This window comes from Streptomyces sp. HUAS TT11, assembly GCF_051553595.1.
Lineage (GTDB): Bacteria > Actinomycetota > Actinomycetes > Streptomycetales > Streptomycetaceae > Streptomyces.
Map to the genome: position 1 here is coordinate 4,958,108 of NZ_CP196184.1, position 21,706 is coordinate 4,979,813.

28 protein-coding genes are annotated in these 21,706 nt (G+C 70.0%); 21 read left to right on the forward strand and 7 right to left on the reverse strand.

From position 1 onward, the window contains the following. Positions 1 to 141: 141 nt before the first annotated feature. Entirely contained in the window at positions 142 to 1,167 is a 1,026-nt protein-coding gene (locus ACSHXN_RS22180; protein WP_355139285.1) for a LacI family DNA-binding transcriptional regulator, read from the reverse strand. A gap of 49 nt (positions 1,168 to 1,216) precedes the next feature. After that, on the reverse strand, positions 1,217 to 2,032 hold the full coding sequence (locus tag ACSHXN_RS22185) for a response regulator transcription factor (protein WP_355139283.1): 816 nt from the start codon (positions 2,030 to 2,032) through the stop codon (positions 1,217 to 1,219). Between the two features lie 285 nt (positions 2,033 to 2,317). On the opposite strand from ACSHXN_RS22185, the gene ACSHXN_RS22190 reads away from it, so the two are divergent. From ACSHXN_RS22190 to ACSHXN_RS22225, 8 genes are all read left to right on the forward strand, one after another. Then, the gene (locus ACSHXN_RS22190) at positions 2,318 to 3,172 is read left to right on the forward strand and encodes an alpha/beta hydrolase (RefSeq protein WP_355139281.1); all 855 of its coding nucleotides are present in this window, start codon (positions 2,318 to 2,320) and stop codon (positions 3,170 to 3,172) included. A gap of 37 nt (positions 3,173 to 3,209) precedes the next feature. Then, entirely contained in the window at positions 3,210 to 3,464 is a 255-nt protein-coding gene (locus ACSHXN_RS22195; RefSeq protein ID WP_059126934.1) for a MoaD/ThiS family protein, read from the forward strand. A gap of 8 nt (positions 3,465 to 3,472) precedes the next feature. Continuing rightward, on the forward strand, positions 3,473 to 4,558 hold the full coding sequence (locus ACSHXN_RS22200; RefSeq protein WP_356114429.1) for a hypothetical protein: 1,086 nt from the start codon (positions 3,473 to 3,475) through the stop codon (positions 4,556 to 4,558). A gap of 113 nt (positions 4,559 to 4,671) precedes the next feature. Further along, on the forward strand, positions 4,672 to 5,409 hold the full coding sequence (locus tag ACSHXN_RS22205; protein ID WP_355139277.1) for an LmeA family phospholipid-binding protein: 738 nt from the start codon (positions 4,672 to 4,674) through the stop codon (positions 5,407 to 5,409). A gap of 194 nt (positions 5,410 to 5,603) precedes the next feature. After that, positions 5,604 to 5,684 (forward strand): putative leader peptide, encoded by an 81-nt coding sequence (locus tag ACSHXN_RS22210; protein ID WP_355139345.1) that lies wholly within the window; start codon positions 5,604 to 5,606, stop codon positions 5,682 to 5,684. Positions 5,685 to 5,826: 142 nt separating this feature from the next. After that, positions 5,827 to 6,672, forward strand: a complete 846-nt coding sequence (locus tag ACSHXN_RS22215; RefSeq protein WP_355139275.1) for a sulfurtransferase — start codon at positions 5,827 to 5,829, stop codon at positions 6,670 to 6,672. A gap of 35 nt (positions 6,673 to 6,707) precedes the next feature. Beyond that, entirely contained in the window at positions 6,708 to 6,995 is a 288-nt protein-coding gene (locus ACSHXN_RS22220; protein ID WP_331266352.1) for a DUF1416 domain-containing protein, read from the forward strand. 119 nt (positions 6,996 to 7,114) lie between these two features. Next, on the forward strand, positions 7,115 to 7,372 hold the full coding sequence (locus ACSHXN_RS22225) for a DUF3099 domain-containing protein (RefSeq protein WP_355139273.1): 258 nt from the start codon (positions 7,115 to 7,117) through the stop codon (positions 7,370 to 7,372). A 24-nt stretch (positions 7,373 to 7,396) separates the two neighbouring features. On the opposite strand, the gene ACSHXN_RS22230 is transcribed toward ACSHXN_RS22225, so the two are convergent. Beyond that, on the reverse strand, positions 7,397 to 7,759 hold the full coding sequence (locus ACSHXN_RS22230) for a DsrE family protein (protein ID WP_355139271.1): 363 nt from the start codon (positions 7,757 to 7,759) through the stop codon (positions 7,397 to 7,399). A 207-nt stretch (positions 7,760 to 7,966) separates the two neighbouring features. Between ACSHXN_RS22230 and ACSHXN_RS22235 the strand changes: the two genes are divergently transcribed. From ACSHXN_RS22235 to ygfZ, 6 genes are all read left to right on the forward strand, one after another. Beyond that, a complete protein-coding gene (locus tag ACSHXN_RS22235; protein ID WP_356291239.1) occupies positions 7,967 to 8,659 on the forward strand; it encodes a hypothetical protein in 693 nt (230 codons plus the stop codon). Beyond that, complete coding sequence (locus ACSHXN_RS22240) at positions 8,656 to 9,558, forward strand: hypothetical protein (RefSeq protein ID WP_356114431.1); 903 nt, start codon at positions 8,656 to 8,658, stop codon at positions 9,556 to 9,558. The genes ACSHXN_RS22235 and ACSHXN_RS22240 overlap by 4 nt, the downstream gene beginning before the upstream one ends. Further along, positions 9,555 to 10,466: a hypothetical protein gene (locus tag ACSHXN_RS22245; protein WP_355139265.1), complete on the forward strand. Its 912-nt coding sequence runs from the start codon at positions 9,555 to 9,557 to the stop codon at positions 10,464 to 10,466. Before ACSHXN_RS22240 ends, ACSHXN_RS22245 begins: the two co-directional genes overlap by 4 nt. A gap of 281 nt (positions 10,467 to 10,747) precedes the next feature. Then, on the forward strand, positions 10,748 to 11,323 hold the full coding sequence (locus ACSHXN_RS22250) for an FABP family protein (RefSeq protein WP_355139263.1): 576 nt from the start codon (positions 10,748 to 10,750) through the stop codon (positions 11,321 to 11,323). A gap of 16 nt (positions 11,324 to 11,339) precedes the next feature. Continuing rightward, positions 11,340 to 11,777: a Fur family transcriptional regulator gene (locus tag ACSHXN_RS22255; protein ID WP_355139261.1), complete on the forward strand. Its 438-nt coding sequence runs from the start codon at positions 11,340 to 11,342 to the stop codon at positions 11,775 to 11,777. A gap of 9 nt (positions 11,778 to 11,786) precedes the next feature. Further along, on the forward strand, positions 11,787 to 12,752 hold the full coding sequence (ygfZ, locus tag ACSHXN_RS22260) for a CAF17-like 4Fe-4S cluster assembly/insertion protein YgfZ (protein ID WP_438303583.1): 966 nt from the start codon (positions 11,787 to 11,789) through the stop codon (positions 12,750 to 12,752). A 3-nt stretch (positions 12,753 to 12,755) separates the two neighbouring features. Here ygfZ and dtd read toward each other — a convergent pair whose 3' ends face one another. Next, the gene (dtd, locus tag ACSHXN_RS22265; RefSeq protein WP_059127110.1) at positions 12,756 to 13,181 is read right to left on the reverse strand and encodes a D-aminoacyl-tRNA deacylase; all 426 of its coding nucleotides are present in this window, start codon (positions 13,179 to 13,181) and stop codon (positions 12,756 to 12,758) included. Positions 13,182 to 13,430: 249 nt separating this feature from the next. Between dtd and ACSHXN_RS22270 the strand changes: the two genes are divergently transcribed. Beyond that, positions 13,431 to 14,030 (forward strand): RsiG family protein, encoded by a 600-nt coding sequence (locus tag ACSHXN_RS22270; RefSeq protein ID WP_355139257.1) that lies wholly within the window; start codon positions 13,431 to 13,433, stop codon positions 14,028 to 14,030. Between the two features lie 106 nt (positions 14,031 to 14,136). Further along, a complete protein-coding gene (locus ACSHXN_RS22275) occupies positions 14,137 to 15,126 on the forward strand; it encodes an asparaginase (protein ID WP_355139255.1) in 990 nt (329 codons plus the stop codon). A 148-nt stretch (positions 15,127 to 15,274) separates the two neighbouring features. Here the strand turns inward: ACSHXN_RS22275 and ACSHXN_RS22280 are convergent, their stop codons facing one another. Beyond that, on the reverse strand, positions 15,275 to 15,583 hold the full coding sequence (locus ACSHXN_RS22280; protein WP_356291245.1) for a hypothetical protein: 309 nt from the start codon (positions 15,581 to 15,583) through the stop codon (positions 15,275 to 15,277). A 204-nt stretch (positions 15,584 to 15,787) separates the two neighbouring features. Between ACSHXN_RS22280 and ACSHXN_RS22285 the strand changes: the two genes are divergently transcribed. Beyond that, positions 15,788 to 17,053, forward strand: coding sequence for a GNAT family N-acetyltransferase (locus tag ACSHXN_RS22285; protein WP_356291247.1), 1,266 nt, complete (start codon positions 15,788 to 15,790; stop codon positions 17,051 to 17,053). A 293-nt stretch (positions 17,054 to 17,346) separates the two neighbouring features. Next, positions 17,347 to 18,255 (forward strand): winged helix-turn-helix domain-containing protein, encoded by a 909-nt coding sequence (locus ACSHXN_RS22290; RefSeq protein ID WP_356291249.1) that lies wholly within the window; start codon positions 17,347 to 17,349, stop codon positions 18,253 to 18,255. 42 nt (positions 18,256 to 18,297) lie between these two features. On the opposite strand, the gene ACSHXN_RS22295 is transcribed toward ACSHXN_RS22290, so the two are convergent. Beyond that, on the reverse strand, positions 18,298 to 18,486 hold the full coding sequence (locus ACSHXN_RS22295) for a hypothetical protein (protein WP_220293578.1): 189 nt from the start codon (positions 18,484 to 18,486) through the stop codon (positions 18,298 to 18,300). Positions 18,487 to 18,713: 227 nt separating this feature from the next. On the opposite strand from ACSHXN_RS22295, the gene ACSHXN_RS22300 reads away from it, so the two are divergent. Together ACSHXN_RS22300 and ACSHXN_RS22305 are read left to right on the forward strand one after the other, a co-directional pair. Beyond that, positions 18,714 to 19,592: a GntR family transcriptional regulator gene (locus ACSHXN_RS22300; protein ID WP_383358719.1), complete on the forward strand. Its 879-nt coding sequence runs from the start codon at positions 18,714 to 18,716 to the stop codon at positions 19,590 to 19,592. Then, entirely contained in the window at positions 19,541 to 20,329 is a 789-nt protein-coding gene (locus ACSHXN_RS22305; protein ID WP_438303584.1) for an HAD family hydrolase, read from the forward strand. The genes ACSHXN_RS22300 and ACSHXN_RS22305 overlap by 52 nt, the downstream gene beginning before the upstream one ends. Here ACSHXN_RS22305 and ACSHXN_RS22310 read toward each other — a convergent pair. Beyond that, complete coding sequence (locus ACSHXN_RS22310) at positions 20,320 to 20,502, reverse strand: hypothetical protein (protein ID WP_356114434.1); 183 nt, start codon at positions 20,500 to 20,502, stop codon at positions 20,320 to 20,322. The genes ACSHXN_RS22305 and ACSHXN_RS22310 overlap by 10 nt on opposite strands. A gap of 175 nt (positions 20,503 to 20,677) precedes the next feature. On the opposite strand from ACSHXN_RS22310, the gene ACSHXN_RS22315 reads away from it, so the two are divergent. Then, positions 20,678 to 21,565 (forward strand): GntR family transcriptional regulator, encoded by an 888-nt coding sequence (locus ACSHXN_RS22315; RefSeq protein WP_356114435.1) that lies wholly within the window; start codon positions 20,678 to 20,680, stop codon positions 21,563 to 21,565. The last annotated feature ends 141 nt before the right edge of the window (positions 21,566 to 21,706 follow it).

Below are 21,706 nucleotides of genomic sequence, written 5' to 3' on the forward strand. Positions count from 1 at the left end.
GTGCGACGGCCCGCCGGTTCCCCGGCGGGCCGTTTGCGTGCGAGGCGTTCGGTGGCAGGGGCGCGGCACGGCCGCGCGGTCCGCGCAGGACGCGCCACGCGGCGCTTGCGGGTCGACGGCCGGGGCCGGACTCCGGCCCGGTCAGTCCGTGCAGCCGCAGGAGCGCCGTACGACCAGCCTGGACGGAAACAGCTTCAGCCGCTCCCGGCGTGATCCCGCGACCCGCAGGCCGTCGTCCAGCACCAGGTCGACGGCCGCCCGGGCCATCCCCGAGCGGTCCGAGGCCACGGTCGTCAGCGGCGGATCGGTCAGCGCCGCTTCCTTGACGTCGTCGAAGCCCGCCACCGCGAGCTCCCCCGGCACGTCGATGCGCAGCTCCCGTGCCGCGCGCAGCACGCCGATCGCCTGGTCGTCGGTGGAGCAGAAGATGGCCGGCGGACGGTCGGGGCCGGCCAGCAGTTCCAGTCCCACCTTGTAGGCGTCGTAGCGGTTGTACGGCGCCTCGAAGAGCCGGCCCTCCGTGGGGATCCCGGCCTCCTGCATCGCCCGACGCCAGCCCTCGACGTGGTCGGAGACCGGGTCGCCGACGGCCGGGGTCTCCGCTGTGCCGCCCACGCAGGCGACGTACTCGTAGCCGTGCTCCAGGAGATGACGGACGGCGAGCTGGGCCCCGCCGAGGTCGTCCGTGACGACCGCGACGTCGTCGATCGCCTCGGGCCGCTCGTGCAGCAGCACCACCCGGGCGTCCCACGCGTCGATCTCGGCGGCGGCGTGGTCGTTGAGCGCATGGCTGACCAGGATCAGACCCGAGACGCGCATACCGAGGAAGGCCCGCAGATAGTGGACCTCGCGCTCGGCCACATAGTCGGTGTTGCCGACCAGGACCATCTTTCCGCGTTCGGCGGCGGCCTGCTCGACCGCGTGCGTCATCTCCCCGAAGAAGGGCTGACGCGCGTCGGGGACGATCATGCCTATGAGGTCCGTGCGCCGGGAGGCCATGGCCTGGGCGACCCGGTCGGGCCGGTACCCCAGTTCCTTGATGGCGGCGAGCACGCGCTCGCGCGTGGCCGGGGCGACCGGCCGGGGTCCGTTGTTGATGACATAGCTGACGACGGCGGTGGAAGTACCCGCCAGCCGTGCCACATCGTCCCGAGTCACCTTGGCCACGCGCGGAGTCTACGCGGATGGACCCGCCCTGGGCAGGGCATACGCCTTTCTATGCCTCAGCCGTGACCTCGGTCGAGGACAGGGAGGCCATCTCGCCCGCATCCTCCGGCTTTGACCGGGCGGCCTTCGCACTCGTCCCCGCATCGGGCTCGGTCTCGCCCTGGCGGGAGACGCCGCCGGAGGCGCGGTCCGCCTTCTCCGGGGTGACGAAGCGGTAGCCGACGTTGCGGACGGTGCCGATCAGCGATTCGTGCTCGGGTCCGAGCTTGGCGCGCAGCCGTCGTACGTGCACGTCGACCGTGCGCGTACCGCCGAAGTAGTCGTAGCCCCAGACCTCCTGGAGCAGCTGGGCGCGGGTGAAGACGCGGCCCGGGTGCTGGGCGAGGTACTTCAGGAGCTCGAACTCCTTGAAGGTGAGGTCGAGGACGCGGCCCTTGAGCTTGGCGCTGTAGGTCGCCTCGTCCACGGACAGGTCGCCGTTGCGGATCTCCATCGGGGAGTCGTCGTTGACGATCTGCTGGCGGCCCATGGCCAGGCGGAGGCGCGCCTCCACCTCGGCGGGTCCCGCGGAGTCCAGCAGGACGTCGTCGATGCCCCAGTCGGCGGTCACCGCCGCGAGGCCGCCCTCGGTGACGACGAGGACGAGGGGGCAGCCGGGCCCGGTGGACCGCAGCAGCTGGCACAGGCTGCGCACCTGCGGAAGGTCGCGCCGGCCGTCGATCAGGATGACGTCGGCACCCGGGGTGTCGACGAGAGCGGGGCCTTCCGCCGGAGCCACTCGCACGTTGTGCAGGAGCAGGCCGAGAGCGGGAAGCACCTCCGTCGACGGCTGAAGGGCATTGGTCAGGAGCAGCAGAGAACTCATCGCACCCCACCCGCCCCGGTCGTCATACGTTCGTGCACGGTTCGCTCGCCCATAGCGTCTGGTTCCTCCTCGGTCCCTGCGAGTGGGGGTACCTCCCACGCCCTGCGGGCGGTGGGGGAGCCTTCGGCACAGCTTCGTACGGTGCGGATCCCGGGCCCGGGACCCGCCTTCGCCTTCGGCGGCCCGTACACCTGCGGTTTCCCGCTTCGTATACAACGCTTCCGAAAGCACAAAAGGACCCGGGGGCTACGCTGCCCGAGTCCTCTCCCCAGCAGAATAGCCCACATGAGCATTGGTCCGGCAGGTCATACGGCACGATCCACGCTTCGTCCGAACTCTGAGACGGCACGACGGGGCCCGCTGCGGACACTGCTGCACACGGTCGACGGGGTGCGGATCGACGCCGCATACGATCCCGGCGCGCCCGCGACCGACATCGGGCGTGCACCCTCCGGCCATCTCGAGGATCTTGCGATCGTCGTCGCCCACGGTTTCACCGGTGACCTGGAACGGCCGCACGTACGCCGGGTGGCGGGCGTCCTCGCCCGTCACGGCGCGGTGGTCACGTTCTCCTTCCGCGGCCACGGTGCGTCGGGGGGACGCTCGACGGTCGGCGACCGCGAGGTGTACGACCTGGCGGCCGCGGTGGAGTGGGCGCGCACCCTCGGGCACACACGGGTGGTGACCGTCGGCTTCTCCATGGGCGGGTCCGTGGTGCTGCGGCACGCGGCGCAGCACCACGGCGACGCCGGTCCGGACGCCGTGGTGGCGGTCAGCGCCCCCGCCCGCTGGTACTACCGGGGCACGGCCCCCATGCGCCGGCTGCACTGGCTGGTGACCCGGCCGGAGGGGCGTCTGCTGGGCCGCTACGGTCTGCGCACCCGTATCCACCACCGCGACTGGGACCCGGTCCCCACCTCGCCGGTGGAATCCGTCCCCCTGATCGCGCCGACCCCGCTGCTGATCGTGCACGGCGACCAGGACGGCTATTTCCCCGTCGACCACCCCCGGATGCTGGCCGACGCGTCACCGGGCCACGCCGAACTGTGGCTGGAGCCCGGCATGGGCCACGCCGAGCACGCCAGCGACGACGAACTCGTGGCGCGGATCGGGGCGTGGGCGGTCTCCCACGCGGGCTAGCCTGACGGTGTTCACCACGACCGAGTTGAGGAAGCAGATGGCACAGGGCACAGTGCGCTACTGGGCCGCCGCCAAGGCCGCGGCCGGTACCGCCGAGGAGCCGTACGACGCCACCACGCTCGCGGAGGCGCTCGACGCGGCCCGCGGCCGGCACCCGGGCGAACTCGTCCGCGTCCTGCGGCGATGCTCCTTCCTTGTCGACGGTGACCCCGTCGGGACCCGTGAGCACGAGACGGTACGGCTGGCCGAGGGCGGCACGGTCGAGGTGCTCCCACCGTTCGCAGGAGGATGAGCACACCGATGAGCAACCAGCCGTACGAGGGCTACGACCCGGGCTTCGACCCCCACCGGCAGCACGCCTCTCCGCAGCAGCCGCGGCAGCAGGAGTGGTACGACCCGAGCGCCGGGTATCCGCAGCAGCCCTCGGCCTACCCGCAGCACTGGGACGGACAGGCGTACGGCCCCGCGCAGCCGCTACCGCCGGAGTCCCAGGCGTACCCCCACGGTTACGCCGCGCACGGCGTGGGCGGCCGCGCCCGTCCCTCCGGTCCTGGCGGGACGGCGGCCCGCGGCGGTGGCGGCACCCAGACCACGACACCGCCCGCGGCACCCCCCGTCGACATCTCCCGACTCCCCGCCAACCAGCGGGCCCGGCTCGAAGGGCGTTCGCCGATCATCGAGCCGGGGCTCCAGCCGGCCGCGCTCACCGCGCTGCTCGGGGCGCTGCTCGCCGGTGGCGCGGCCCTCGGCCCGTACGCCCTGGTGGTGCCGTTGGTGATCCTCCAGGGCGTGACGGCCGCGGGATGGTTCCGGCTCAACGGCATGTGGCCCGCCCGGCAGGGCATCGCGCTGGCGTTCCTGGGGGCCGTCGCCGCGGACGTCGCGGTGCTCGTGGCCGGCCGTGAGCACGCGCCCGCCGCGATCCTCGGCGCCCTCGGTGTGTGGGTCCTGCTCTCCCTCGTCCTGCAGCTGCGGTCGCACGCCGACCCGGACACCCGGATGCACGGTCTGATGGCGACCGTCGCCTCGGCCTCGCTGTCGATCATCGCGGCGGGGCATCTCGCGGCCGAGGCGGACGCCGTCACCGTCGGTGCCGTCGCCGTCGCCGTGGCGGTCCTGGCGCGGGCACTGCCGCTGCCGACCGCGGCCTCGGTCGTCGTGGCCCTGCTGGCGGCGACCGGTGCGGGCATCGCGACGGGGAACGCCACCGGCGTCGGCACGTCCGGCGCCTTCCTCGGCCTGGGCGCGGGCGTCTGCGCGCTGATCGGCCACCGGGTCGCCTCCTACGACTACCCCTCCCGCTTCGTCCACTTCACGGCGGGCGTCGCCCTGCCGCTGACCGCGGCGGCGCCGGTGATCTATCTGCTGGGGCGTGCCATCGGCTAGCCAGTGTCACAGGTGATCGACAATTCGGAGGACCTCCGTCCGCACGGGGTTACAGTCGCGCTCGACGGTCACCCGGGCCGTCATCGATCGCCTAGGCGGGGGAAACACCGAGCATGCGCGCACTGCGGAGACTGCTGATCGTCGTCCTGGTCCTGGGCGTCCTCTTCGTCGTCGTGGACCGTGTCGCGGTCCACTTCGCGGAGAGCGAGGCGGCCGACAAGCTGAGGACCTCCGAGGGGCTGACCGACACCCCGGACGTGTCCATCAAGGGCTTCCCCTTCCTCACCCAGGTGGCCGGCGGGGAGCTGGACGACATCGAGGTCGGTATCAAGAACTACGAGGCTCCCGGCGGCGACGGCGGCGAGAAGATCCGTATAGACGACCTGAACGCCGACATGAAGGGCGTGAAGTTCACCGGCGACTACAGCTCCGCGACCGCGGCCACCGCCACCGGAACGGCGCTCATCTCCTACGACGAACTGCTCAGGACCGCCAAGGCCGAACCCACCCAGGTGGCGCCGGGTGTCACCGCCCGGGTCGTCGGCCTCTCGGACGGCGGCAACGGCAAGATCAAGGTCGCGGTCGAGGCGACGGTCCTCGGCAAGACGCTGCCGGACCCGGTCACCGTGCTCAGCTCGGTGACGGTGCAGGGCAAGACCGTGAAGGTGCACGCCGACACACTGCCGAAGTTCGGGGGCGTCCGGCCGGCCGAGGGCCGGGTGCGGGCCGTCACCGACTTCCAGCAGGCCGTCGACCAGCTGCCCGGCGGCATCCGGATCGACTCGGTGCAGGCGGCCGAGAAGGGCGTGGAGGTCACGGTGAAGGGTTCGGACGTCAGGCTGGCCGGGTAGGACGGAGTCCTCGGCACCGGGCGTCCGAAAGGCGAGACGTCTGGTCCGTACCGCAGATGCGACCGGGCGCCCGGAGACCCGGGGCCCCGCGTCGGCAGGCTCGGCGGCCCGTTCTTCTCAAAATGCGGACGGTCGTATCTCACCATTCGACACCCCGGTGACATGTCCGGCGATCCGTCCCTACGATCGACCCCATGCAGCGACAGGCGGATCTCACGAAGCGGCGGGCAGTAGACCTGTGCCGCGTCGCCGCCATGCTCTGTCGCACTTCCTGAGCGGGAGACCCGACTCCCGCATCGCCGGCCCTGGTCCTGACGCAGGGCCACCCGTGCGCCGTGTACGCCGGCCTGAAGCCGCACACCCGCACCCCACCCCGACTCGCAGACCCCGCCGCAACTGCCCCGGAGGAGATAGAGCATGAGCCGCAGCGACGTCCTGGTCGACGCCGACTGGCTGCAGGAGCGCCTGGACGACTCGACGATCGCCATCGTCGAGGTCGACGAGGACACCTCCGCCTACGACAAGAACCACATCAAGAACGCCATCCGGATCGACTGGACCAAGGACCTCCAGGACCCGGTCCGCCGTGACTTCATCGACCAGGCCGGCTTCGAGGAGCTCCTGTCGGGGAAGGGCATCGCCAACGACCACACGGTGGTCCTGTACGGCGGCAACAACAACTGGTTCGCCTCCTACGCCTACTGGTACTTCAAGCTGTACGGCCACGAGAACGTCAAGCTGCTCGACGGCGGCCGCAAGAAGTGGGAGCTGGACGCGCGCGAGCTGGTCGACGGCACCGAGGTTCCCGAGCGGGCGGCCACCGAGTACCGGGCCAAGGCGCAGAACACGGCCATCCGCGCGTTCCGCGACGACGTGGTCGACGCGATCGGCGTGCAGAACCTGGTCGACGTCCGTTCGCCCGACGAGTTCTCCGGCAAGCTCCTGGCCCCCGCGCATCTGCCGCAGGAGCAGTCGCAGCGTCCCGGTCACGTGCCGAGCGCCCGCAACATCCCCTGGTCGAAGAACGCCAACGACGACGGCACCTTCAAGTCGGACGACGAGCTGAAGGCGCTCTACGCCGAGGAGGACGTCGACCTGGCCAAGGACACCATCGCGTACTGCCGTATCGGTGAGCGCTCCGCGCTGACCTGGTTCGTCCTGCACGAGCTGCTCGAGGTCCCGAACGTCAAGAACTACGACGGTTCCTGGACCGAGTACGGCTCCCTCGTCGGCGTCCCGATCGAGCTCGGCGCCGCCAAGTAACCCCGGATCCCCGGACCTACCCCGAAGGAAGAGCCATGTGTGGAGCGAAGGCCGGCGGTCCCGACGCCTCGACGATCAAGCCCGGTGAGACCACGATCCAGGGTCAGGTGACCCGCGACGGCGAGCCCGTGGTGGGTTACGTGCGCCTGCTCGACGCGACCGGTGAGTTCACCGCCGAGGTCCCGACCTCGGCGACCGGACAGTTCCGCTTCTACGCGGCCGAGGGGACCTGGACCGTCCGGGCCCTGGTGCCGGGCGCCACCGCGGACCGCACGGTCGTCGCGCAGACGGGCGGCCTCGCGGAGGTCGCGATCGCCGTCTGACGATCACTCCACGACGGTCCGAGGGCCCGTACGTGCACGGCTGAAGGGCCGCATCCCGGGGCAGGACACCTGCCGGCAGGGGTGGGGCCCTTCGGCGTGTCCGGGCATAGCCTGGAGGTATGTACGCGCGGCGGCGGCACGTCTACTTCGCCATGATGGGGACCTGCATCGGTCTGTTCGTCCTGGCCTGGGGGGTCGTGCGGCTCTGGTCGATCCCCGCGGCCGTCGGGATGTGCCTGCTCGCCATGGTGATCCCGCCGCTGGCGGCCATGGTGGCGAACCGGCGGGGTCCCGAGGACCGCTGGTGGGACGACCCGTCCGGGGACCCCAAGTCCGACGAGTGGTGGGACGAGCTGGACGGGAAGAAGCGGCACTAGGTCCGCGTCCTCGCCGGGCACGCCTCAGTACACGAGTGCCTGGGTCTCGTCCGCCAGCGCCTCCTGGACGAACACCTGTGCGCCGGCGATCCGGATGCCGGCGATGACGTCCTGCTGCGTGATGTCCCGGCGGGCCGCGCACTGGGTGCACAGGGTGATCCGTCCGGCCGCCATGATCGCCTCGATCAGATCGGGCAGCGGCGCCGCGTGCGGCAGCTCGAACTCCGCGGCCCGGCCCGGCAGCGCGAACCACGAGGACTCACCGGTCAGCCAGAGCGAGACGTCGACTCCACTGGCAACGGCCACGGAAGCGACGGTGAACGCCTGAGAACAGCGCTCGGGGGCATCCGCACCGGCCGTCACCTTGATCACGAGCTTCTTCGACATGCTCGAATCGTAGTCCGAATCGTGATCAACTCCCGCGCAACTCCGTGCAGTAGCCATGTGTCTCCTGTGTGCGCGGATACGGAATCCGTGCTTCTCGTTCCGTGGGGGGACGTCTTGGAACTACCTGATGTGCCCGATGTGTCTGAAGAGCTCGAAGGCCCTGAAGCCCCTGAACCCCCTGGCTCACCCGAGCCGCCCGCACCCCGCGTGCGGCGCCGTGGACGTACGGTCCTGCTGCTGGCCACGGCCGCGGTGCTCGGGCTGGTCGCCGGCACCTGCACCGGCTACCTGATCCAGGCCGACCGTGAGCCCACCGCGCTGCCGCCGCTGTCGCAGCCGGTGGTCGCTCAGGCCAAGGGGCCGGCACCGGAGCCCCTGGCCGCCGCCCAGGACCGCGAGGTGAAGACCGACGGCGACCTGCGCAAGCTGCTGATCGAACGGCCGAAGGGGGCGCGGGAGCCCGACTACGTGCCCGGCAACGACGGCTGGTTGAACATGGCTGAGTACGCGGAGCAACTCAAGGACGCCGACAGGGAATTCGTCTCGCTCGCGACGGCCGAGTACCGCCGTGCGGCCGAGTCCGTCTGGACCGAACACGACACGGAGTCCGTCGATGTACGGCTCGTGCAGTACCACCAGGAGGAAAACCTGTCCGCGGCCGACCGGGCCGGCAACTGGGACGTCGACGGCACCCGGAGCTGGCCCATTCCGGGCACCGGCGACGGCATGGTCTACATCACCGCCAAGCCCGAGACGCAGGCGGGTTACCTGCCTGTCTACAAGGCGCAGGCGGCTGCCTGGCGAGGTGACATCGCCATGGAGATCTGGATCTTCGATACCAAGCCGATCTCCAAGTCGAAGATCATGGACCTGGCCGAGCGGCAGATGGAGCGGCTGTGACCGAGCAACCGAGAGACGAAGCGGCCGTGAGCGTGCAGCCCGGTGACGAAGCCACCGGGAGCGGCCGGCCGGCTGCCGGCGCCGAGCAGACGGCCCCCGGGACCGGGCAGCAGCCCGAGCCGAATGGCTCCACCGCCCCGCCGGAAGCCCCCGTGAAGAAGCGCGTGCGTCGCGGCCGTATCGCCGCCGTCGCCGCCTCCGTCGTGCTCGCCGGGGCCGTCGTCGGCCTCGTGACCACCACGGCCGTGATCGTCCAGGGCGCCGACCGTGACCCGGGCGCGCCCACCTGGAAGTTCCCTCCGGCCCCGAAGGACGAGGCGAAGCAGCCGAAGGCGGCCTCGCCGCTCGCCGCCATGCTCGTCCCGTACGGCACGGGCGACTGGGGCCGTGGGCCGGACATCGCCGAGTTCGGTTCCGACGCCGCCCTCAGCGGCAACGAGGCCGCGGCCCTGCGCAAGGAGGCGATCCGCGATCTGCCGCGCACCCAGCGGCGCCGGCTGGAGCAGCAGATCGACAAGCAGCACACCAAGGGCATGGCGATGCGCAGCTACATGAACACCTCTGCGGACGGGAGCGACAGCTTCACCGTGAGCGTCGAGCTCGTCCAGATCGAGGACAAGGCCGCGGTGCGGAACATTTCTCAATTCCAGAACGGGTTCCTGGAAGCGCTCCGGATCTTCCGCAAGGGACCGAAGATCAAGGGCTACAAGAACGCGGAGTGCTTCCTCCCGCCCGCGGAGAAGAAGGAGAAGCTCGACATGATGCTCTGCTCCGCCTACCGGGGCGACGTCCTGGTCACCGCCACCGCCTACGGGGTCAAGCCACTGCACACCGACACGGTCGCCGAGCTGCTGCGCGAGCAGCTCGACCGCGTCGCCGGGACGGGGGAGGCGGTATGACCGAGCAGAGAGCACCGGTCGGGTCGGTCGAGCGGGACGAGCGGACTGTGTCGCCGCCGCCGTCACCCGTGACGTCGTCCGAGCCCGCCGAAGCCCAGACGCTCCCAGGGGGGCTCCAGGAGCTTGCGGCACCGCAGGTGAAGAAGGACCGCCGGGTCCTGCGCGCCGTCCTGCGCTGGACCGCCGCCGTCGTGGTCTTCGGCGTCGTGGGCGCGTCCGCCGCGTACGGCGTCTCACGTATGGAGCGCACGGACGTACCGGGGCTGGCGACGGAGTCCGACGGGCGCTGGGACTACCCGACGATCACCAGGCCGCCGCTGCCGGTCGGCCGCCCGGCCCCGTTCGCCGGGGTCAACAAGGCCGGTGCCCACTACGCGGACCTGCGCCGACTGCTCCTGCCCGCCCCCAGAGGCGCCAAGGCCGACGCGGCGCTGCGGGGGAAGGACGGCTGGCTGGAGACGAAGACCTTCCTGGCGGAGTACGCCGTCAAGAAGGACCAGACGAAGATCCGGCAACTGCTGACCGACTACGGCCTGCGGCACACCGCCGCCCGCGGCTGGACCACGCCGGACGGCACCCACACGCGGATCTACCTGCTCCAGTTCAACACCGCCGTGGTCTCGGAGGAACTGGTCGCCACGGAGCTGACCACCTACGGCTCCCCGGTGTACCCGCTGCGCGGCACCACCGTGGCCGAAAGGGACGACGATTTCCCGGGCGACGCGGCGCTCGAGAATGCCACGAGCTTCACCTACACGGAGAGCAAGCCGTACGGCGCCGAGCAGGTCCGGCACGCGTACATCACGGCCGGGGACACCATCGGGCTCGTCGTCCAGTCCCGCAAGGGCACCGCGGACGCCATCCCGTTCCAGCAGACCGTGACGCTGGAGTGCCAGCTGCTCGACTGACGGCCGGGACGGAGTACCTCGAAGGGAGGGCCGGACCCCGGCCGCGTAAGCTGGGGTCCGGCCCTTACGTACGTACCTCCGCTCCCGAAGGCTCGAGCGGGGAGATCGCATCGCTCACCAAGGAGCACCCGTGGAGATCTTCTTCGAAACCCTGCTGGTCCTGGTCTGCGTCGGCGTGCTCGCCTTCGCCGGACTGACCGTGAAGAAGCTGTACCAGGGCCAGCGCTGAGCCCCGCACCCACCACGTACGCGACCGCCACGACTCCCGCGAGAAGCTGCTCATGATCGAGATCCCGTCCGACCTCCACAAGGACCTCGTGCCCCTGGTGTTCCTGCTCGGCGACTGGGCCGGCGCGGGCGTGCACGACTTCCCCGGTTCCGAGAAGTGCAACTTCGGCCAGGAGGTGTCCTTCACCCACGACGGGCGGGACTTCCTGGAGTACCGCTCGCACAGCTGGGTGCTGGACAGCGAGGGGAACAAGGTCAGGCCGCTGGAGACCGAGGCCGGGTTCTGGCGGATCGACGCCGACCGCAAGGTCGAGGTCACCATGGTCCGCAACGACGGGGTCGTCGAGGTCTGGTACGGCGAGCTGGCCCAGAAGAAGCCGCAGATCGAGCTGGCCACGGACGCCGTCGCCCGGACGGCCGCATCGGGTCCCTACAGCGGCGGCAAGCGGCTGTACGGGTACGTCAACAGCGACCTGATGTGGGTGGGTGAGAAGCAGACCCCCGAGGTGCCGCTGCGTCCCTACATGTCGGCGCACCTGAAGAAGGTCGTCACGCCGGAGGACGTGGAGCGCTGGGCGAAGGCTCTCCCGGACGACCTTCCGGACGACGGGATCGCATTCTTCAAGTAGTTCTAGACTTTCCGGTGTGGTGAGCACCGATTGGAAGAGCGATCTGCGGCAGCGCGGCTACCGGCTGACCCCGCAGCGGCAACTTGTGCTCGAAGCCGTGGACACCCTGGAGCACGCGACCCCGGACGACATCCTCTGCGAGGTGCGGAAGACGGCGTCGGGGGTCAACATCTCCACCGTCTACCGGACCCTGGAGCTTCTCGAGGAGCTCGGACTGGTCAGTCACGCCCACCTCGGGCACGGCGCGCCGACCTACCACCTCGCGGACCGGCACCACCACATCCATCTGGTGTGCCGTGACTGCACGAACGTCATCGAGGCCGATCTCGACGTGGCCGCCGAGTTCACCGCCAAGCTCCGCGACACGTTCGGCTTCGAGACGGACATGAAGCATTTCGCGATCTTCGGCCGCTGCCAGGACTGCTCGCTCAAGGGTTCAACTACCCCGTCGTAGGGTGGACACATGAAGAGTCCCCTGCTGGCCCTGCCCGGCGCCGTTCCCGCCGAAGGCGTGGACGAAGGCGTCGCCGCCCACTACGGCGACCTGTTCCGCGAGCAGCGTGCCCTTGCCGACGGCTCCGGGTTCGTGGACCTCTCGCACCGCGGCGTCGTCACCGTCAGCGGTGAGGACCGCCTGAGCTGGCTGCATCTGCTGCTCACCCAGCACGTCAGCGACCTGCCTCCGCACCAGGCCACCGAGGCGCTCGTCCTCTCCGCGCACGGCCACATCGAGCACGCGCTGTATCTGGTGGACGACGGCGAGACGGTCTGGGCCCATGTCGAGCCGGGCACCCAGGACGCGCTCGTCGCGTATCTGGAATCGATGAAGTTCTTCTACCGCGTCGAAGTCGCCGACCGGACGGAGGACGTCGCGGTGGTGCATCTGCCGGCCGGTTCGATCGCCGAGCCGCCCGAGGGCGTCGTGGTCCGCGAGACGCCGTACGGCCGTGACCTCTTCCTGCCGCGCGCGGACCTCGAGGCCTACGCGCACAAGAGCGGCCCCGCGGCAGGACTGCTGGCCTACGAGGCGCTGCGGGTCGAGCACCACCGCCCCCGCGTCGGCTTCGAGACCGACCACCGCACCATCCCGCACGAGCTGGGCTGGATCGGCACGGCCGTGCACCTTCAGAAGGGCTGCTACCGCGGCCAGGAGACGGTCGCCCGGGTGGAGAACCTGGGCAAGCCGCCGCGCCGGCTGGTCTTCCTCCACCTGGACGGCAGCGAGGTGCACCTGCCGCCGCACGGCACCGAACTGCGTCTGGCGGACGAAGGGCCCGACGGCCGCAAGATCGGCGTGGTGACGACCTCGGTGCGCCACCACGAGCTGGGTCCGGTGGCCCTCGCCCTGGTCAAGCGGAACGTGCCGCTCGACGCCCGTCTGGTCGCCGACACGACGGCGGCGGCCCAGGAAGTGATCGTGGCGCCGTAGGGCTCAGATCTCCAGCAGCACGGTGAACGGGCCGTCGTTCGTCAGCGATACGCGCATCTGCGCACCGAACCGGCCCGTCGCCACCGTCGCACCCAGCGAGCGGAGCCGGGCGACCACCTCGTCGACGAGGGGCTCGGCGACATCGCCCGGGGCCGCCGCGTTCCAGGTGGGGCGGCGGCCCTTGCGGGCGTCGCCGTAGAGCGTGAACTGGCTGATCACCAGCAGGGGCGCGTCGACGTCGGAGCACGACCTCTCGTCGTGCAGCATGCGGATCGACCAGAGCTTGCGGGCCAGTTGGGCCGCCTTCTCCTTGGTGTCCTCGTGGGTGACCCCGACGAGCACACACAGCCCCTCGCCGCTGATCTCGCCGACCGTCTCGCCGTCCACGACGACGCTCGCGCCGTCCACCCTCTGCACCACCGCACGCATGAGGACCATCATGCCGTGCCTCCCGGCGGCCCCGGGAAGGGGCCGACAGCGCCCGTTCGACCGGCCGTCCGGGGCATTGCGCGCCTCTGTTTGTCCTCTCTTACGAGAGCATTCTTATCGGCCCGTAACCCTCCATCCGGGGCAGATCAGGGGCACTCGGTCACATTGGGACCACTCCGGGTGGCACGATGCCTGTGTTGCGGCGCATCCGTGGGGGGTGCCGCGCCGGTCGAGGGGACGGTTGAGGACATGAGCACAGTGGGTACCGGGCGACGACCCGGGGTTGCGGCGCCCGCCCGATCGGGGAGCGCCGGGGAGTGCCGGGCTCCCGTGCAGCGCACGGACAGCCCGATGCCCGCGGACGGGGCCGGGCAGGACCTGTCCACGCTGCGGCTGACCGAACTGCGCGGACTGCGCCGTGACGCCCAGCGGGACGAAGCCGATCTCAGCTATGTACGACGGCTGCTCCAGGGCCGTATCGACATCCTCCGGGCGGAACTGGCCCGGCGCGGCGGACGGATGCCCGAGGAGGTCGTGACGCGGCTGCCGGAGATCCTCAGGGACGCACCCGCCCGCCACCGCTCCTCCGCCCGTCATGTGACGGTCGGCACACCGCAGAGCGAGGAGTTCCGGCGGCTGGCGGCGGAGATGCTCGCCGAGGTCGAGCTGTCGGACCTCCAGGCGCGTACGGACGACGAGTTGGGGGCGGGCATGAAGCGCCTCGTGCGGTACGAGCGGCAGGTCTCGCGGCGGCGGCAGCGGTTGCAGCGCACGGCGGACGATTGCAGCGCCGAGATCGCCCGCAGGTACCGTGAGGGAGAAGCACAAGTAGACGACCTGCTCATGTGACGCGGAGGGCCCCGGCGAACCCGGGGCCCCTGGGTGTGCGCGGCGGCCCCGGTACCCCGGTGGCATCCGGGCGAAGGGCGGGTCCCCGTCGCGAAGGCAAGCACCCATGTCGACTTCCGCCCAGACCGTCCTGCCCGCCGGATCCGACCACTGCGCCATTCCCCCGATACTCGCCGAGGTGGTGCGGTCCGGGTTCGTCGAGGGCCGGCACCGGGGGAACCTGGTCCTGCTCGGCGCGGACGGTTCGGTGGAGTTCGCGCTCGGAGACGTCTCGGCGCCGGTCTTCCCCCGCTCGTCCAACAAGCCCATGCAGGCGGCCGGTGTGCTGCGGGCGGGCCTGGACCTGGCCGGGGAGCGACTGGCGATCGCCGCAGCGAGCCACTCGGGCGAGGCGTTCCATCTGGATCTGGTGCGCACCATGCTGACCGAGCACGGCCTGAGCGCGGAGGACCTCCAGTGCCCGCCGGACCTGCCGCTGGACCCGGCCGAGGCGGAGGCCTACCTGGGGTCCGGTGCCGTGCGCGAGCGGGTGACGATGAACTGCTCGGGCAAGCACACGGCGATGCTGGCGGTGTGCGCGCTGCGGGGCTGGCCGCTCGACTCCTACCTCGACCCCGGCCACCCGCTGCAGCGGCTGATCCACTCGGTGGTGGAGGAGACGGCCGGTGAGCCGGTCGCGGCGGTCGGAACGGACGGCTGCGGCGCCCCGCTCATGGCGATCAGCCTCACCGGCCTGGCCCGTGCCTTCCGGTCCTTCGTGCTCGCCCAGCCGGGCACGGCGGAACGGCGCGTGGCCGACGCGATGCGGGCGCATCCGGAGTACGTGGCGGGCACCCGCCGTCCCGACACCTGGCTCATGCGGGAGATCCCCGGCGCCCTGTCGAAGATGGGCGCGGAGGCGGTCCAGGCGGTGGCACTCCCGGACGGCCGGGCCCTGGCGTTCAAGGTGGACGACGGCGCGACCCGGTCGCTCGGGCCGATACTGTCCCGCGCCCTGACCCTGATGGGTGTGGAGGCCCCGGTGGTGGACCGCATCGGCCGGGCGCCGCTGCTGGGCGGGGACCGCGAAGTGGGCGAGATACGCGCGGTGTTCTAGGGCGTTTCCTCTTCCTGCCGCCGACCGCCACGTCTCGGCGTTCGGTCCGGCAGCAACGGCTCGATCCGCGCCCACCCCGCGTCGGTCAGCGACACACGTCCCCCAAGGATCGGATGATCCCCCGGAGACGGCCCTGTGCCGCAGCTCGTCAGGCCGGCTCGAAGCCGCTCCGGAAGACGCCGTACTCCCCGCGAGTCTCCCAGCACGTGTAGTGGCGGCCGGGAAGATCGGGCAGGTCGATCCCCAGTTGCGCCGCCAGGCCGGCGGCACCGGTCCTGCGCGTCCGAGAGGGGTCATCGACAGCTTGATAGACGGCCAAGGCGCCGCGCAGTCCGATCACCACGTACTCCACACGCCTCCCCGCGCCGAGCACCGACTCCTCGTGGCGCTGCTCGTGCCGGGCATCCCCGACCTGCCCGCAGAGCCCGCATCGCAGGTCGTCCGGTGAGGTGTCCACGGCAGGCATCGTACGGTTCCCCCGAACACGGGCGGCCACCCGCCGGCCCCGCTTCGGAGCCTCCGGGCATCGGCTCGCCCGGCGGCCCTCCGGCCGGGGTCGGGCAGGGGGGCCGGGGAGGAGCGTCCCGGGGGGCGGCCTCGTGGCGGCGGGGCCGCGAAAATCCGCGCGACACCCGATTCGCCGTACCCCTAGCGTGGGGCCATGAGCCGCCGCGCCGAAGACATCGAGGTACGCCCGATCACCGAACCCGAGATCCGGGACTGGAGCCGTGCGCTGAGCACGGGCTTCCTGCGTTCCCCGGCCCTCTCGGACCACGACGTCGCCGACCTCGGCACGTACGTCGTTCCGTCCCGTACGCTCGCCGCCTTCGACCGCGGCCAGGCCCGCATCGTGGGTACCTTCCGCTCCTTCGCCCAGGAGCTCACCGCCGTCGGCGGGGCGGCCGTCCCCGCCGACGCCATCACCAACGTCACCGTCACGGCCACCCACCGCCGCCGCGGCATCCTCAGCCGCATGATGGCACTGGACCTCGCGGCGGCGAAGGAACGCGGCGACGTCGCCGCCACACTGATCGCCGCCGAGTACCCCATCTACGGCCGCTTCGGCTTCGGCCCCGCCACCCACACCGCCGAGTGGACTGTCGACCTCCCCCGCACCGGTCTCGACCGTCACCGCTCCATCCCGGACGACGGCGGCCGCATCGACCTGGTCGACGGCTCCGAGGTGCGCAAGCTCGGCCCGGAGCTCCACGAGCGCCTCCGGCTCGCCCAGCCGGGGGCGATCAACCGCAACGAGCGCTGGTGGCAGGTCACCACGGGCGCGGTCCGCCTGGACGCCCGGCCGTGGACCGAGCCCTTCCACGCCGTCTACCGGTCCCCGTCCGGGGAGGTCGAGGGACTGGCCGCCTACGCCTGCGACGACAACTGGGGCGACGACAAGCGGCCCGCGAACACCGTGAGCGTCAAGAACCTGATCACCACCAGCCCGGCGGCCGAGCGCGCCCTGTGGCACTACCTCTGCTCGATCGACTGGGTCACCACGGTGAAGTCGGGCCGCCGGGCCCCCGACGATCTGCTGCCGCACCTCCTGCCCGACCCGCGTGCGGCCCGTCTCACCACGTACGCGGACTGGCTGTGGGTGCGGATCCTGGACGTCGTACGGGCTCTGGAGGCGCGTACCTACGGCGGTAGCGGCGCGCTCGTCCTCGAGGTCGTGGACGAGGCAGGCTTGACCGGCGGCCGCTACCGGCTGGAGGCCGGCCCGGACGGCGCGGAGTGCAAGCCGACCGACCTGGAACCCCAGCTGACCCTTCCCGTGGCGGAACTGGCGACCCTGTGGCTGGGGGACGAGTCCGCCGTGCGTCTGGCGGCGCTCGGGCGGGTGCGGGAACAGCAAGAGGGCGCCGCCCTTGTCGCCGACGCCCTGCTGCGTACGTCCAGGCGACCGTGGTGCCCGGACATCTTCTGAGCCCTCGCGGGCTTGGCCGGTCTCTGCGGTGGCACTCCTTCCGTGCGGGCGGTGGCGCTTCGTGCTGTTCATCCGTAGCGATTCAGTTGTGGTGGTGCGCCTGGTGCGGACCGGCCGAGCTCCCGGCTCCCCTCCGGAAGGGAGTTCGGTCAGTCCTTGTGCTGGCCAAGAGCGCTCAAGCTCTCTCAACTTCCCGAAGTTGGCGACCAACTTCACCTTACTTATCTCCGATTGGAGACGTCTCATAACCACCTTTCTCTGAACTGCCGGAAGATGGCGTGAAGTTGTAGTGTTTGGTCGTGGAGCCGGAACATGCCTCCGTCAACGGACGGAAGAGGTCACAGCGGCCACAGAGGTCGCATCATGATGTGGCCGACGAGCTGCGCAGCCGGATCAGGTCCGGAGTGCTGCGGCCCGGCCAGCGCATGCCCACGCAGGCCGAGTTGGCCGACGAGTTCGGCGTGGAGCGGGCGGCGGTGCGTCAGGCGCTGCGCACCCTGCAGACGGAGCGTCTGCTCGTCAACGTGTCGAAGGGAAGCCCGGCGACCGTCGCACCGCACACCGGCGGTGCCGTGGCCGGCCCGGAGGTGCCGCCCCAGCCCACGATGGTGGCGCTCGCCCCCCGGATCTCGGCGGCCTTCGCCGCTCCGCACGTGGAGATAGACGCCCTGTGCCTGACATCGGTATCGCTCACGCTCGCGATGAGCGAGCCGTTGCGCGAGATTCACGCGGGGCGAATAAAACCGGCCAAGGTCGATGTGCGCCTGCTGCTGCCGAGCGGCCGGATCGAGCTCGCGTTCCCCAAACCGGTGGAGGACACGGACGACGGCCGGTTGCGCCGGCGCTGGCTGGCGCAGCGGAACGCCCAGGGCCAGGTCCTCAGACACAACCTGCTGGCGCTGCGCAGCACGCACGGCATCGACGTGCATGTCACCTTCCGGGCGCTGCCGTTCACTCCGCCGGTGAAGCTGTACCTGCTCAACGGGGCGGAGGCGCTTTTCGCGTACTACACGGTGACCCGCCGGGGCGCGGAGATCGACCACGAGTATCTGGAGATGTACGACGCCGAGGGCACGCGGTCCATGCTGTTCCCCTTCGCGCAGGGGGCGGGCCTGCGGGACACGACGTTCGTGGAGCAGTCGCATCTGTGGTTCAACGCCCTTTGGGAGACCATCAGCTCGGAACTGGAGCTCGGCGGCTAGCCGATGTCCTCCAGCGGTTCGGACGGTCTCCCGAAGGGCTGGTCAGAGGGCCGGCTGGGCGACCATCAGGGCGAGGACGACCGCCCCGACGGAGCTGCAGGTGGGGCTCTTGGCCTTGATGCCGACGGTCAGCAACAGCAGGCCGATGATGCCCATCGTCCCGTACTTCCACTGGACGAACTGGTCGAAGCCGACGACGAAGAGAGCGGAGAGAAGGGCTATGGCGGGCATGGTGGCACCTCTTTCCGTGCGGGTGGAAACCGGCGATCCGGAGGGTTGGGCAAGGGCGGGCGAACCGTCCGCAGGGGCGACGGCCTACGGCTGGTGCGCGAGAGGAGGCAATCCCTCCGCCAACTCTTTTGAGTTGGCAACCAACTCCCTTATAGTTATCCCCAGTTGGTCTATGCTTATAAACAACTATCAGACAACTCCACATAGATGGACGTAGGTTGTAGCGTTTGGTCGTGACCCAGGAGAACGTCGCAGTGAACGGCAGCAGAAGGCTCTCGCCCCAGGAGATCGCCGAGACGATGCGGGACCGCATCCGTGCCGGCGAGCTGAAGGCGGGCGACCGCCTGCCCACACAGGCCGAGCTGGCCGAGGAGTTCGGTGTGGAGCGGGGCACGGTCCGCCAGGCCCTGCGCCTTCTCCAGGAGGCCGGGCTGCTGAGCAACGTCAGCAAGGGGAGCCCGCCCAGGATCGCGCAGCCCCAGCAGGTCAGGGACGAGCCGCAGCCGACGATGGTCGGGCTGACCCCGAGGCTCGTGGAGGCGTTCGGGACACCGCACGTCCGCATCGACGCGGCCTGCCTCACCGCGGAGACGCTGATGCTGGCGCTCGGTGGGCCGTTGCGGCAGATCCACGAGGGCCGCATCCGCCCGGAGTCGATCGACGCCCGCATCCTGCTGCCGTCCCGGGACATCAATCTGGCCTTCCCGATCTCGGTCCAGAGCCCCGGTGACACCGACCCGGTCCACAAGCGCTGGCTGGACCAGCGCAATGCCCAGGGCCACGTCCTGCGCCACAATCTCCAGTCCCTGCGCTCGTCGCACGGCATCGACGTCCGTGTGACGTTCCGCGCCCTGCCGTTCACCCCGCCGGTGAAGCTCTATCTGCTGAACGGGTCGGAGGCCCTGATCGCCTACTACATGGTCACGAGGCGGGAGGAGGAGGTCTACAGCCAGACACTCGAGATGTACGACACCCTGGGCGCCGAGTCCCTGCTCTTCTCCTTCGAACGCCGGACGGGGCAACGGGACGCGGCTTTCGTCGATCAGTCGCAGAAGTGGTTCGACGCCCTCTGGGAAACCATCACCTCGGACCTGACACTCTCCTAGTGACTTCTGATACGACGCAGACTGATCTGGTGGCAGAAGAGACTGAGAATCTGCGGAAGTTGATCGCCAGGGCGCGTTTTATACTCTTTGACTTCGATGGGCCGATCTGTCGGCTCTTTGCGGGGCACACGGCGGAGGACGTCGCGCGCCGACTGGTCGATTGGCTCGAAAGCCGAGGGCTGCGCGGCCTGCTGACCGAGGAGGAACGGGTCCATCCGGACCCCCACTACGTCCTCGAGGCGATCCATCGACGACATCCGCAGAGCGATCTGGTGACCGAACTGGAGGAGCGGCTCACCCAGCAGGAGCTGAAGGCGGTGGCGTCCGCGATGCCGACACCGTACGCCGACCCGCTGATCCGCACCTGGAGCGCCCTCGGCGGTCAGCTTGCCGTGGCGACCAACAACTCCGCCCGGGTGGCGACCGCGTACCTCACGACACGCGACCTGGACTCCTGCTTCGCCCCCTATGTCTTCGGCCGCACACACGACCTCGACCTGCTGAAGCCGCATCCGCACTGCCTCAACCAGGCCCTCAACGCGATGGGCGCGGATCGCACCGCCTCCCTGATGATCGGGGACGCCCCCTCGGACTTCTACGCCGCTCAGAACGCCGGCGTCGCGTTCATCGGCTTCGCCCGCAACGAGGACAAGGAGAAACGTTTGAGGAGCGCGGGGGTCGAGGTCGTCGTGGAGTCACTCGAACCGGTGCTGCGGATGCTGCGCGGTCAGGCCTGAGACATCAGGATGGCGAACATGACCGCGGCTCCCACCGCGAGGCGGGTGTGGTGCGCGCGTACGCCCGCGAAGATCAGCGCGATGAGGATCGCCCCCAGCAGGCCGATCTTCGACTGGGCCAGCATCGACAGGACGAACTCCGCTGCGGCTACAAGCCCTTCTGACTGGATCACTTTCCCCACCCCATCCTTCCGCTTCCAGTCAACTACCCAACTTACAGACCAATTGGACTGGTTATCTTGATTGGCATGTGCCCTGCTTGCTTGATCCTGTAACCAGTAGGGCAGTTGGACTGTTTGGTTGGCCGGAAACGGTTTGCTGATCGGGTGAAGGCGGTACGGTCGGCGTGTGGATGCAGAGCGCGTGGGTGAAGGCGGCGGCACGGAGTTCGACCGCGTCGCGGGAGTCCTGCGTGCCCGGATAGCCGACGAGACCTATCCGTTGAATGGCACACTTCCCCCGCAGCGGGCTCTGGCCGACGAGTTCGGCGTCTCTCGTGACACCGTGCAGCGGGCGATCAGGGAGCTCACCAGCGAAGGCTGGATCCAGTCCAAGCGCGGCAGCGGATCGCGAGTGATCAAGACCCAGCGCATCGAGTCCTCGACGCCCCGGGGCGTGAAACCGGGCGCCCCCGTGACCGTGGGGTCATTCATCGAGCAGGCGTTCAATTTGCCGGAGGTCGACCTCGACGTCTACACGCTGACCTCGGAGTCGCTCAACATGCATCTCAAGATGTTGTACGACAAATGGGTCCGCGATCGGAGAGTCGAGTCGCATCCCACGCCCCCGCGGGTGAAGCTGCGCCTTCTGCTGCCGGCGGAGGATCTGGAGCTTCCGTATCCGAAGGCCCGGAACGCGAAGGACGACTCCGCGGTGGCGGAGCGGCACCTGGGAATCGCCCGGGAGCACACGTCCTCGCTGCGGCGCGTACTGGGCAACCTCCAGGCGGCGAAGCTCGTCGAGTCCTTCGACCTCGAGGTCCACCATGTCAGGCTGCCTCCGGCGTTCAAGGTGTACCTGTTCAACGAGACCGAAGCCCTGTTCGGCCCCTATGTGGTCGACGAGCGGCCCATCGTGTTGGACAGCGGCAAGGAGATCGAGGCGCTCGATGTGATCGGACTCGGTGCCACGCTCACGCACCATGTCAGGGACGACGATCCGAACTCGTCGGGCTCGACGTTCGTCGACAGTATGCAGTTGTGGTTCGACTCGCTGTGGGATCTGCTCTCGGTCTGACTTCTGCATCGGGTGACCGACTCGTCACCGTGGGGGCGCGCCGCCTTGCATCATCCCGACCCGTTACGTCGTTGAGACCAGTCCGGAGGGTGCGCCGTTCCGCTTGCCGCTACTGTTGCCGCAACTTCAGCAACAGGAGAG